The following is a 13598-nucleotide window of genomic DNA, read 5'->3' as shown; positions in this document are numbered from 1 at the left end:
GTAGAGTCGGCGCGCTGCGTGGTGCGCTCGCGTACGAGGCCCGCCTCTTTCCGGGGGGCGAGATCGAGGAGCGGTCGGCACGGTCGCCTCGGGTGAGACGCTCGCGGAAGTCGGCGGGCACGCTGTGCTGGAAGTCGGGATCATCCAGCTCCATAGCCAGGCTGACTTGAAGTCGATGCGCAGCGGACTCTTCCGCTGCCTGCCGGTCCGCCAGACCAGGCAGGAACTGGACGGTGGCCAGCTGGGCCGGCGAAAGCCCGGGGCATCCGTCGCGCGGATACCAGCCGGCGAAATCGTCGTCATCCCACGGTCCGTCGAGGCGGTCACGTACCCATATCGCCGTGGTCCGCCCGGGTTGCTCGCCCGCGCGATCTGGGCGGTCAGAGACGGGACCTGCCCACCGGAACGGGGACGGAGCGACGACGGGCACCTCGGCGACTGCATCGGCTTGCAGAACAGTCCGAGCATGCCCGCTGATCATGCTGCCGCACCGAGAAATTCCAAGATCCCCGACAGAGTCAAGCTGAGCCGGAGATCTGTCGGCGGGAGTGAGTAAAAGCTCGTAACACGATCTTGGTGGCGAGATTGGTGAGACGGATGCTGCTGGGATGATTGCGGGCATGATCCTGGACTGGTCCCGTCTGAAGCACGCCTATGGATCCGCATCCGACCTACCACGGCTCTTTGACGAGGTCGGTGATCCTGAGCTGGCTGACGTGGCGTGGGAGGAGCTGTGGGCTTCCCTCTACCACCAGGGCTCGGTGTATACGGCCAGCTTTGCCGCCCTGCCCGTTTTGGCAGACATCGCCACCGGTCGCAAGCCGGGCGGTCGTTGGCAGGCCCTTGGGCTGGCCGGCCGCATCCTCGTCGAGGAGCAGCAGCTTCACGAGCCCGGTTAGTCCAAGCTCGCTACCCGTCTGCGATCAACGAGCTGCACCAGCTGACGCAGAACCAGGTGATGGCAAGGCCCTTCGAGGGCGATGAAGACGACTTTCTGTACTGGCTGGAGCACCTCCTGGCTTTCGAGGGGGTGCCCATATGGAGGCGCAACTTGCGCCGCGGTGAGTACCCCGTGGTGTGCCCCTCCTGCGCAGGGAGCTTGGAGATCGACCTCTCCTACAGGCTCCAAGGCACTCGCCTTCGGGACCCGAACGCGCGTTTTCGGGTTGTCGGCCGCGAGGGACCTATACTCACCGGGGTCCGCCCGGCGGCCCCCGCGAACCTGCCGCCGCCGGCGTCTCGGCTGCACGGTCTGGCCGTCAGGGCCGGGCAGTCAGCGGCCGCAGACCATCTGACCCATCTGTTCGGCCGCACGACGTGTCCGGACTGTGCTTCAGAGTTCTCGGTACCGGACCAGATCGCGGTCTTCCAGGCATAGCAGCTCGTGGGCGATCTGGACAGGACCTCTTGAGGCGTCTCCAGCAGATGAGGCTGCAGGCAAGGGATACGAGGGCGTCATGCAGGGCGAGGCGGCGCTCCCAGCGGACGGCCAGGCGTTTGAAGTGATGCAGGAGCGAGAAGGTCTGCTCCACGACGTAACGGAGCTTTCCTAAGCGCTGTCCCGTAACTCCTTGGACCCCTGACCAGGGTCCGGTTCGACCCGATTGGGTGGGTCGCTGTTGAGACCATGAGTTGGGCCATAACCGGACAAGTCGATACGGCTACGGTGACACGCTGGCGCCTTCGTCGAGATGCGGGACAACTCTTAGGTCCTTGATGTTGGGGACGCCCTTGCGGGAGATCACCGGAAGGATCCGGCGTCTGCGCAGCTCGCGGCGGTTGGGGTTGCTGTCGTAGCCTTTGTCGCCGAGCAGGGCATCGGGCCGATGGCGTGGACGGCCGGGCTTGCCAGCCACGGGCGGGATGCCGTCGACCAGGGTCAGGGTCTGGGTGATGTCGTTGACGTTGGCGGCGGTAGTGATGACCTTGAACGGGGTGCCCTTCCCATCGCAGATCAGATGGTGCTTACTGCCTGTCTTCCCGCGGTCGACCGGTGACGGACCGGTGCCTTCGCCCCCTTTTTGGCGCGGATGTGGGAGGCATCCACGCAGGCCCGCGACCAGTCCAGCTCGCCGGCCGCGTGCAGCTCGGCGAGCAGAAGGCGGTGCAACCGGTCGAAGACACCGGCCTCATGCCACCGGCCGAGTCGGCGCCAGCAGGTCTGACCGAAGCCGAACCCCAACTCCAGCGGCAGCAGTTGCCAGCTCACGTCGTTGTAGAGGACGTACAAGATGCCCTGCAAGCAGAGCCGGTCGTCCATCGGCTTCGGACCAGGCGCCTTCTGCGGCCACGGCGGCAGCAGCGGCCCGATCAGCGCCCACAAGTCGTCGTCCACGATCCACGGCCGGTTCCTCACACCTCACGAACGATGGAATCGTCTTACTGGTCACGCCCAATCAGCGCACCGCAACAAGATCGTGTTACGAGCTCTAAGGGTTTTGAACGACCGATACGACCATGGCTGCGCCACGGACGAACACCGAGGCGTAGAAGGCATATCCAGTCGGACGCGACGGAAGAGTGATCTCTGTCACAGCAGCCCGCGGCAAAGGATCGCCAAGCGTAATGTGCACACTGCACTGAGCCCAACACACGCGGGGTCGATGACATGCCCAACAGCTGGATCACGTTAGACCAGCATGCATGGCTCGCTGGAAGAGTGCACCGACACGCAGAGCTGCGGCAATTGACCCGCCTGCCAGCGCGAAGTCGGCGGCCGAGCATCGGTCGGACCGGGCGTTCGTCCACAGCATCACGTCGGCGTGGCGCGGTGCCCGCTAGAGCGCCCCAAGTCACGCGTTCGCACTCACTGCCCGGAGGACCCCGGCAGTCCAATCGTTGCGCATCTCCCATGGCCGCCTCCGCATCGCTTTGCGACACGCGCGACAATCCAGGTGGTGGCGCGGCAGTCGTCGGCGCGAGCGTGCACGGAGACCGCTTGTCTACCGAACACAAACGGCAATGGTGTCCTCGTGGTAAGTCCGAGGATCACAACTCACCTCCCATATTAGATGTCGGAGCCGACGGTGCTGTAGCCGGTACGGCGTCCCAGGCCAGCGAAAAAATTACGTCCGATGCTGCAGCACATGCGATTGAGGGAGGGAATTCATGATTCCGTTGTCGTTTGCTCAGCGTCGCCTGTGGTTCACGGGGCAGCTTGAAGGGGAGAGTGCGACTTACAACGAGCCGGTCTTGCTTCGATTATCGGGGCAGCTCGACGTAGAGGCTCTGCGGGCGGCCCTTGGTGATCTCGTGGCGCGCCATGAGAGTCTGCGGACGGTGTTCCCGTCGGTGAGGGGGGAGCCTTATCAGCGGGTAACGCCGACTGGTGAGGTGAGGGTGCTTGTGGAATATGTCGAGGTGGCGGCAGGGGAGGTGGGTTCCCGGGCGGCTGAGGCCGCGCGTTACGCCTTCGATCTGGCGCGGGAAATCCCTCTCCGGGCGCATTTGTTCCGCACTGCTCCTGAGGAGCATGTGCTGCTTCTGCTTCTGCACCACATTGCGGGTGATGGATGGTCAATGGGCCCGATGCGCCGTGACTTGGCGGAGGCGTACAACTCCCGTCTGGGTGGAGCGGCCCCGCAGTGGGCGCCGCTACCGGTCCAGTACTCTGACTACACGCTGTGGCAGCGTGAGTTGCTGGGTGATAGGGGTGACGCTGGCAGTGTTGGGGCGCACCAGTTTGAGTACTGGCGTGCGCAGCTGGAGGGTCTCTCCGAGGAGCTTCAGCTGCCGCTGGATCGGCCGCGTTCGGCGGTGGCAAGCGACGTCGGCGGTATCCATAATTTTTGTATTCCCTCAGACGTGCATGTGAGTCTGGCGAGTCTGGCGGGTGAGAGCCAGTCGACCATGTTCATGGTGATGCAGGCTGCTCTCGCTGCGTTGCTGACCCGGCTGGGCAGTGGCACGGACATCCCAATCGGGTCCGTGATCGCCGGCCGTACCGACGAGGCCCTGGAAGATTTGATCGGTTTCTTCGTCAACACTCTGGTGCTACGGACCGATACCTCCGGAGACCCGAGCTTCCGTCGACTGCTGGAGCGAGTCCGGTCCACCGATTTGGGCGCTTACGCTAACCAGGACACCCCCTTCGAGCGGCTGGTCGAGGAGTTCAATCCGACCCGTACCTCGGCCCGCCATCCCCTCTTTCAAGTCATGTTCACCTTTCAGAACGCCGAAGGCGAACATCCTAGCTTTGCAAATCTCAGCACCACCTGGCACGACGTCGGTACTGGTACTGCGAAGTTTGACCTCGATGTGGGTATGGCGGAGACGTTCACGTCGGACCGGCAGCCGGCCGGTATCAGCGCGCACATCCAGTACCGTTCGGAGCTCTTCGATCATTCGACGGTGATGGTTATCGCTGAGCGGCTAGTCCGTTTACTGGAGGGGGTTGCTGCTGATCCGGACCTGCCGATCAGCCAGATCGATGTCCTTGGTACTGCGGAGCGGGAGTTGTTGCTGGGGGCGTGGAATGACACGGCGGTTGTCTTTGCCGATGAGCTGACGGTGCATGAGTTGGTTGAGCGGCAGGTGGCCCGGGTGCCGGGTGCGGTTGCGGTGGTCTGCGGGGAGAGTCAGCTCACCTACCGGGAGTTGAACGCGCGGGCCAATCAGCTGGCTCGTCACCTGATGGGGCAGGGAGCGGGTGCCGGGAGTCTGGTCGCGGTGTGTCTGGAGCGCGGCCCGGACATGATCATTGCGCTGCTCGGCATCCTGAAGGCTGGCGCGGCCTACGTGCCGATGGATCCCGACTATCCCGAGCAGCGCCTGGAGTTCATGCTTCGCGACACCCATGCGTCACTGATGGTCACCCAGGCGGCGCTGGTCCAGCGGTTTGCCGGTAGCGGCGTTGAGTGCGTGCTGATGGACCGGGACCGGCCGGTTCTGGACGCTCTCGCCGATGCCGACCTGCGGCCGCAGGCGACCCCCGACGCTCTCGCCTATGTCATCTATACCTCCGGCTCCACCGGGATACCCAAGGGCGTCATGATCGAGCACCGCTCGATGAGCAACCGCCTCCAGGAGATGCGGCGTAAATACGCACTGGGCGGCAGCGACCGGACCCTCCAATTCGCCTCGGTCAGCTTCGATGCTGCGGCCGAACAGATTTACCCCACCCTCATGTCCGGCGGCTGTATCGTCCTGCGCGACAGCGACAAGTGGACACCAGCCCGGATCGTCCGAGAGATTCATGACAACGGGATTACCGTCGCTGATCTCACCCCGTCGCTCTGGCAGCAGATCATCCCCCACCTCGCGGCCGACCCCGGACTGGGCTCAGCTTTCCGTCTCATGGTCCTCGGTGGTGAACAAATATCGGAAGACCTCCTCGGCGAGTGGTTCAAACACACGGTCATCCCCATTCACAACACATACGGACCGACTGAGACCACTATTACTTCTACCTCTCACCTCATTACTCAAGGAGCCCCTGCAGCTCTCATCGGGCGTCCGATTGCGAACACTGAGGTGTACGTGATGGATGAGTACGGGCAGCTCGCACCCATCGGGGTCCCCGGCGAGTTGTGGATCGGTGGGGTCGGCCTCGCACGTGGCTATCTGAACCAGCCCGAGCTCACCCGGGAGAAATTTGTCCCGCACCCCTTCTCCGCGGACCCGCACGCCCGCCTTTACCGCAGCGGCGACCGTGTCCGCTGGCTTCCCGACGGGAACCTCGAATTCGTCGGACGCGTCGACCACCAAGTCAAACTCCGCGGTCTGCGCATCGAACTCGGAGAAATCGAGACAGTACTCACCTCGCATGACCAGATCACCGCCGCCGTCGTCATGGTCCGCGAAGACACTTCCGGTGACAAGCGCCTCGTCGCCTACATCGCACCCACCGCCGGCGCTGACCCGGGCACACCCGCTCTGCGTGCCTGGTGCAAGCGCACCCTTCCCGACTACATGGTCCCCGGATGGTTCGTCAGCCTGCCGGCCCTGCCTCTCACCCCCAACGGCAAGATCGACCGCAAAGCCCTGCCCAAGCCTCCAAGTGAGCGTCCCGACCTCGCCGACACCTACACAGCCCCCCGCAACGAGATCGAAACCGCCATCGCCGACATCTGGTCCGACGTCCTCGGCATCGACCGCATCGGCATCCACGACAACTTCTTCGACCTCGGCGGACACTCACTCCTCGCAACACGAGTCATCAACCAAATCGAGTTCCTCACAGGCCTGAATATTTCCTTGAAGGAATTCTTCCTGGCCCCAACCGTGGGCTCACTGGTGCAAAAGCTTTTGGATCTCATTTCGAGCAGTGAAGCGGATCATTTCGTCAACGATGATGGATCCGGAAATTATTAGTTACCGCAAGAGCGGAGTAAGTATGGACAAGGCAGCTGCTGAGACGCTCCTGATTTCCCGAATGAATCGCGCAGGCGAGGGTTCTGTTATTTCTCCGCGAGAGGACTCTGGGCCAGCTCCGCTGTCCTTTGCTCAGCAGCGCCTTTGGTTCTTGGATCAGCTCCATCCGGGGCGCGCCGACTACGCAATGCCGACTGTATTTAGGCTTCGTGGACAACTTGAGGTGCTGATTCTCAAAAGCGCATTCCAGGACCTTGTGAATCGGCATGAATCGCTGCGAACGCGGTTCGAAGTATCTGAGAATGGAACTCCGGTTCAAATCGTAGACAGCGCAGCAAACTTCGAGTTTTCCGTCATCGATATGCGCTTGTCAGGGGGTCGCGCGTCCCGCATGGATGAGGCTTTAAAGCTAATTACGTCCGAAGTAGCTCGACCTTTTGACTTGTCTTCTGGAACTTTGCTGCGCGTCAAGTTGGTGCGGATGGCACCTGACGAGTACCTACTATTGGTGTCGCTGCACCACATTGTTGCTGACGGATGGTCTATGGACGTCCTGACAAGGGATCTCCGCGCCTTTTATTCGGCACGCATCTATGGGAACAATGTCGCACTCCCTGACCTCAAAATCCAATATGCGGACTTTGCATCCTGGCAGCGGCAGTGGCTCTCTAGTTCAGTGCAAGAACACCAGTTGTCCTACTGGCGTGAGAAGCTTGCGGACCTTGAGCCTGTAGAGCTCCAAACAGACCACCCTCGGCCTGCGGCACCTTCGGGAGCAGGCGACAGTGTGTCATTCGAAGTGCCGGCAAAGGTAGTTGCAGACCTGCGTGATGTCGCTGCCCGGCATGGTGCTTCACTTTTCATGGCGACATTGGCAGCCTTCAAAATCGTACTGCAGCGATGGACTGGGCGCTATGACATTTCTGTAGGAACCCCCATTGCCGGGAGGAACAAGCCTGAGGTAGAAAACCTGATCGGCTTCTTCGTCAATACCCTTCTAGTTCGTTCCAACCTAGGTGGGGACCCGACATTCAATAATCTGTTGGAACAGGTCAAGGAGACGACGCTGGAGGCATATTCTCATCAGGACTTGGCGTTCGATCTGCTCGTTGAAGATTTGGCTCCCGAGCGGGATTTAAGCCGCATTCCGCTCGTCAATTACACATTCTCCTTCGATGAAGCAAGCAGTGAAAGTTGGGACCTCCCCGGTTTGACGATAAATCCAGTCAAAGTCACTTCCGAAATAGCAAAGTTCGACCTCTCGGTCTTCCTCGGTGAAGACGACAGGGGTGTATTTTATGGCGATGTCCTCTACTCTACTGAGCTGTTTGATAAGGCGACTGTCAGGAACCTTGCGGACCAATATGTGAGGGTTTTGGAGGGGGTTGCTGCTGATCCGGACCTGCCGATCAGCCAGATCGATGTCCTTGGTACTGCGGAGCGGGAGTTGTTGCTGGGGGCGTGGAATGACACGGCGGTTGTCTTTGCCGATGAGCTGACGGTGCATGAGTTGGTTGAGCGGCAGGTGGCCCGGGTGCCGGGTGCGGTTGCGGTGGTCTGCGGGGAGAGTCAGCTCACCTACCGGGAGTTGAACGCGCGGGCCAATCAGCTGGCTCGTCACCTGATGGGGCAGGGAGCGGGTGCCGGGAGTCTGGTCGCGGTGTGTCTGGAGCGCGGCCCGGACATGATCATTGCGCTGCTCGGCATCCTGAAGGCTGGCGCGGCCTACGTGCCGATGGATCCCGACTATCCCGAGCAGCGCCTGGAGTTCATGCTTCGCGACACCCATGCGTCACTGATGGTCACCCAGGCGGCGCTGGTCCAGCGGTTTGCCGGTAGCGGCGTTGAGTGCGTGCTGATGGACCGGGACCGGCCGGTTCTGGACGCTCTCGCCGATGCCGACCTGCGGCCGCAGGCGACCCCCGACGCTCTCGCCTATGTCATCTATACCTCCGGCTCCACCGGGATACCCAAGGGCGTCATGATCGAGCACCGCTCGATTTGCCGACTCGTGGGAAGTAACTGGTTTGCCCCGCTAACTTCGGAAGATGTGGTGGCCCAGGCCGCGAGCTCCTCCTTCGATGCCTTTACATTCGAGTGCTGGGCTCCCCTGGTAGCTGGAGGCTCGGTGGCTGTCCTGGAAAAGGACACAGTACTCAATTCCGCATCTTTACAGGCTGCCTTGCGAAGTCATCGCGTTTCGGTGTTATTCCTGACGTCTGCGCTCTTTAACCAGCACATACTGGACCGCCCTGATGCGTTCGCCGGTGTCAGAAGAATTCTTTATGGCGGTGAGCTCGTCGACCAAGCCGTCGCGGTAGAACTTGGTGCAAGCGAGCATGGGCCGGAGCAGTTGGTCCACCTCTACGGACCGGCGGAGACGACTGTCATTGCGACTTCGTATCTGGTGGGGGAGAGATCTTCCAAGGGCCTGACGATGCCGATCGGGCGTCCGATTGCGAACACTGAGGTGTACGTGATGGATGAGTACGGGCAGCTCGCACCCATCGGGGTCCCCGGCGAGTTGTGGATCGGTGGGGTCGGCCTCGCACGTGGCTATCTGAACCAGCCCGAGCTCACCCGGGAGAAATTTGTCCCGCACCCCTTCTCCGCGGACCCGCACGCCCGCCTTTACCGCAGCGGCGACCGTGTCCGCTGGCTTCCCGACGGGAACCTCGAATTCGTCGGACGCGTCGACCACCAGGTCAAACTCCGCGGTCTGCGCATCGAACTCGGAGAAATCGAGACAGTACTCACCTCGCATGACCAGATCACCGCCGCCGTCGTCATGGTCCGCGAAGACACTTCCGGTGACAAGCGCCTCGTCGCCTACATCGCACCCACCGCCGGCGCTGACCCGGGCACACCCGCTCTGCGTGCCTGGTGCAAGCGCACCCTTCCCGACTACATGGTCCCCGGATGGTTCGTCAGCCTGCCGGCCCTGCCTCTCACCCCCAACGGCAAGATCGACCGCAAAGCCCTGCCCAAGCCTCCAAGTGAGCGTCCCGACCTCGCCGACACCTACACAGCCCCCCGCAACGAGATCGAAACCGCCATCGCCGACATCTGGTCCGACGTCCTCGGCATCGACCGCATCGGCATCCACGACAACTTCTTCGACCTCGGCGGACACTCACTCCTCGCAACACGAGTCATCAACCAAATTTCTAAATTTCTGAACTCGAATGTTCCGGTTCGTGATTTGTTTAGATTTCCGACAATTGCAGGGTTGGCATTTGAACTGTCGGCTGCTGTAGAGAAGTGCGGCCCACCTGCCATCCAGCGCGTGGCATCGGAAGAATTTGCGCTGTCATTTGCACAGCGCCGCCTTTGGTTTTTGGACCAGTTGGAGCCAGGGAGTCCAGAGTACATCATCCCAATGGGTTTCCAGATCAAAGGAAATCTCGAAATCGACGCGCTCGAAACAGCATTGTCTAACCTGGTCGCCAGACATGAGACGTTGAGAACCAAATTTGTGCGAGGCAGTAATGGAGAGCCAATCCAGGTCGTCGATGCCCCATGGCACGTCGAGATCAGCCTGCTGGACCTCTCCGCGGTGCCCGACGACAGGACCCGAGCAACCGAGGCTCGGGCGGCGGTTGATGCTGAGGCGTCCAAGTCCTTCGACCTGACATCAGGCCGACTGCTCCGCAGTATGGCTGTTCGCCTCGCTGGCAGCGAATGGTGGCTTACCATATCACTACACCACATCGTTGCAGATGGCTGGTCTCTAGGAGTTTTGACCCGCGAGCTCGAAGCACTGTATGAGGATGCGCTCACCGGCGCAGCAGCAAGGCTCACCGAACTGCCCGTGCAGTACAAAGACTTTGCTGCTTGGCAGAATGAGTGGTTGTCTGGTTCAACACTGGAACGGCATCTGGCTTACTGGCAGGAAGAACTAACTGATTTGGAGCCACTGGAACTCCCCACTGATCGAACTCGCCCTCCAATCCGGTCGAAAGCCGGAGGCGAGGTTTCGTTTGTGGTTCCTACATCGGTCGCTGTGAAGCTGCGGACCGTTGCACTCGAGCGTGGCGCTTCGTTATTCATGGTCTCTCTTGCAGTCCTCCAGGTCGTGCTTTCTCGCTGGAGCGGACAGCATGACATTTCGGTTGCCACCCCCATTTCTGGCCGGAACCAAGTAGAGGTTGAGAATCTGGTCGGTTTCTTTGTGAATACATTGATAATTCGCTCTGACCTGAGCGGGAACCCAACGTTCGGAGAGTTCCTCGAGCAGGTCAAGGAAACGACACTGCAGGCATATACACATCAGGATCTTCCGTACCAGAAACTCGTCGAGGCCCTTGCCCCTGATCGGGATCTCACGCTTGCGCCGTTAGTGCAAACCACCTTCGCGCTTCAGAATGGGAATCAAGGGAAATGGGTTCTTGGTGATCTCGATATTTCACCTCTCGAACTAACGACGCACACCTCCAAGTTCGATCTCTCTGTCTTCCTCACGGAACGGGAAGACGGGGAAATCGTCGGCAATGTGGAATATTCAACGGAACTTTTCGATCGGGCTACGATCGAGAGGCTGATGAAAAACTTTGTGGCCGCGCTGCAGTGCGTAGCAGACCGTCCGACTGTGCCTCTTGGGAGCATTGATATACTCTCGGCCGCGGAGCGGGAGTTGTTGCTGGGGGCGTGGAATGACACGGCGGTTGTCTTTGCCGATGAGCTGACGGTGCATGAGTTGGTTGAGCGGCAGGTGGCCCGGGTGCCGGGTGCGGTTGCGGTGGTCTGCGGGGAGAGTCAGCTCACCTACCGGGAGTTGAACGCGCGGGCCAATCAGCTGGCTCGTCACCTGATGGGGCAGGGAGCGGGTGCCGGGAGTCTGGTCGCGGTGTGTCTGGAGCGCGGCCCGGACATGATCATTGCGCTGCTCGGCATCCTGAAGGCTGGCGCGGCCTACGTGCCGATGGATCCCGACTATCCCGAGCAGCGCCTGGAGTTCATGCTTCGCGACACCCATGCGTCACTGATGGTCACCCAGGCGGCGCTGGTCCAGCGGTTTGCCGGTAGCGGCGTTGAGTGCGTGCTGATGGACCGGGACCGGCCGGTTCTGGACGCTCTCGCCGATGCCGACCTGCGGCCGCAGGCGACCCCCGACGCTCTCGCCTATGTCATCTATACCTCCGGCTCCACCGGGATACCCAAGGGCGTCATGATCGAGCACCGCTCGATTTGCCGACTCGTGGGAAGTAACTGGTTTGCCCCGCTAACTTCGGAAGATGTGGTGGCCCAGGCCGCGAGCTCCTCCTTCGATGCCTTTACATTCGAGTGCTGGGCTCCCCTGGTAGCTGGAGGCTCGGTGGCTGTCCTGGAAAAGGACACAGTACTCAATTCCGCATCTTTACAGGCTGCCTTGCGAAGTCATCGCGTTTCGGTGTTATTCCTGACGTCTGCGCTCTTTAACCAGCACATACTGGACCGCCCTGATGCGTTCGCCGGTGTCAGAAGAATTCTTTATGGCGGTGAGCTCGTCGACCAAGCCGTCGCGGTAGAACTTGGTGCAAGCGAGCATGGGCCGGAGCAGTTGGTCCACCTCTACGGACCGACGGAGACGACTACCTTCGCGACTTCGTATCTGGTGGGGGAGAGATCTTCCAAGGGCCTGACGATGCCGATCGGGCGTCCGATTGCGAACACTGAGGTGTACGTGATGGATGAGTACGGGCAGCTCGCACCCATCGGGGTCCCCGGCGAGTTGTGGATCGGTGGGGTCGGCCTCGCACGTGGCTATCTGAACCAGCCCGAGCTCACCCGGGAGAAATTTGTCCCGCACCCCTTCTCCGCGGACCCGCACGCCCGCCTTTACCGCAGCGGCGACCGTGTCCGCTGGCTTCCCGACGGGAACCTCGAATTCGTCGGACGCGTCGACCACCAGGTCAAACTCCGCGGTCTGCGCATCGAACTCGGAGAAATCGAGACAGTACTCACCTCGCATGACCAGATCACCGCCGCCGTCGTCATGGTCCGCGAAGACACTTCCGGTGACAAGCGCCTCGTCGCCTACATCGCACCCACCGCCGGCGCTGACCCGGGCACACCCGCTCTGCGTGCCTGGTGCAAGCGCACCCTTCCCGACTACATGGTCCCCGGATGGTTCGTCAGCCTGCCGGCCCTGCCTCTCACCCCCAACGGCAAGATCGACCGCAAAGCCCTGCCCAAGCCTCCAAGTGAGCGTCCCGACCTCGCCGACACCTACACAGCCCCCCGCAACGAGATCGAAACCGCCATCGCCGACATCTGGTCCGACGTCCTCGGCATCGACCGCATCGGCATCCACGACAACTTCTTCGACCTCGGCGGACACTCACTCAGAGCTGTGGCGGTTCGCGACTCGTCTACAGGATGTCGGCATCGACGTGTCGGTACGCCAGGTCATGCAGCACAGGTCCATCGCGGAGATCGCAGAGGCCGTCACGGGGCAACCGTGTTCATCGCTGGGGGCCTTGACCCTTGAGTTTGCGTCTGAGGAATCGGCGCTCACTAATGATCAGGTCTTGTTCTGCATTCACCCCAGCGGCGGTAGTGCCCACTGGTATAAGGCGCTCGCCCAGAAACTGGCAGGCTCCTGCCGAACCTACGGAATTCAGGCTGCGGGAATGGATCCCAGCGAGGTTCCGTACAGAAGCATACCGGAAATGGCGAACCGCTATTGGGAGGAGATGAAAAGAGTCCAACCGACTGGGCCTTACCGTGTGCTGGGATGGTCATTTGGCGGGCTGGTTGCCCACGAAATCGGTCAACAGCACCCGGATGAGGTGGACGCGATTTTCCTATTGGAGCCTCCGACAGTTCAGACCGGCATCCGACGCCGAATGCTCTATTATGGTGACGCATATCGTAAGGCTAGCGAGATCTGGCTCGAGGGGCGCGCGGCTAATGGTACTAGGCGCACTGAGATCGAAACAAAATTCCGGCGCTTCGTGGATTCCCTTGAATTTATGAATGAATCTCCCGGATTGGATGAATGGCTCCCGTTTGGCGCGCTGGGCGGAATCATGGAGGCTGCCGGAAACTACATGCCCGAGGTTTCCCGGGCCAACGTCACGCTGGTGATCAGCGACGACGGCCGAAGCGGCTCTGGCGAATCCAAGTACAGAGAGGGAGGGCCCGCGCAATACCTTGCATTCTGGAAATCGCTCTACCGAAACGACGTTCGAGTGGTCGATGTCTCTGGGGATCACATTGATATGATGACCAGAGATACTTCAATCGCGGAGATATCCCGGCAGGTCCGGATGTTCTTTGCCGGTCGTCGTGACCAGTCCTGACTA

Annotated in this window: 5 protein-coding genes and 1 pseudogene; 4 read left to right on the top strand and 2 right to left on the bottom strand. The window is 61.1% G+C overall.

What is annotated here, in order from left to right:
• The first annotated feature begins 620 nt into the window (after window positions 1–620).
• On the top strand, window positions 621–899 hold the full coding sequence (locus QF035_RS11085) for a hypothetical protein (protein WP_307519933.1): 279 nt from the start codon (window positions 621–623) through the stop codon (window positions 897–899).
• A gap of 360 nt (window positions 900–1259) precedes the next feature.
• On the opposite strand, the pseudogene QF035_RS55710 reads toward QF035_RS11085, so the two are convergent.
• Both QF035_RS55710 and QF035_RS11075 read right to left on the bottom strand, forming a co-directional pair.
• Window positions 1260–1955, bottom strand: a pseudogene (locus tag QF035_RS55710) (transposase).
• The gene (locus tag QF035_RS11075) at window positions 1955–2335 is read right to left on the bottom strand and encodes a transposase (protein ID WP_307519932.1); all 381 of its coding nucleotides are present in this window, start codon (window positions 2333–2335) and stop codon (window positions 1955–1957) included. Before QF035_RS11075 ends, QF035_RS55710 begins: the two are co-directional and overlap by 1 nt.
• Window positions 2336–3108: 773 nt before the next feature.
• Here QF035_RS11075 and QF035_RS11070 point away from each other — a divergent pair.
• From QF035_RS11070 to QF035_RS11060, 3 genes are read left to right on the top strand one after another with little or no spacing between them, the layout of a single operon-like run.
• On the top strand, window positions 3109–6312 hold the full coding sequence (locus tag QF035_RS11070; RefSeq protein WP_307519931.1) for a non-ribosomal peptide synthetase: 3204 nt from the start codon (window positions 3109–3111) through the stop codon (window positions 6310–6312).
• Window positions 6266–12781 carry a non-ribosomal peptide synthetase gene (locus QF035_RS11065; RefSeq protein ID WP_307519930.1) on the top strand — a complete coding sequence of 2172 codons (6516 nt, stop codon included), beginning with the start codon at window positions 6266–6268 and terminating at the stop codon, window positions 12779–12781. Before QF035_RS11070 ends, QF035_RS11065 begins: the two co-directional genes overlap by 47 nt.
• Window positions 12771–13595, top strand: coding sequence for a thioesterase domain-containing protein (locus tag QF035_RS11060; protein WP_307519929.1), 825 nt, complete (start codon window positions 12771–12773; stop codon window positions 13593–13595). Before QF035_RS11065 ends, QF035_RS11060 begins: the two co-directional genes overlap by 11 nt.
• Window positions 13596–13598 lie beyond the last annotated feature (3 nt).

The sequence above is a fragment of the Streptomyces umbrinus genome (assembly GCF_030817415.1).
GTDB lineage: Bacteria > Actinomycetota > Actinomycetes > Streptomycetales > Streptomycetaceae > Streptomyces > Streptomyces umbrinus_A.
This window is presented reverse-complemented; position numbering and strand designations above follow the sequence as displayed.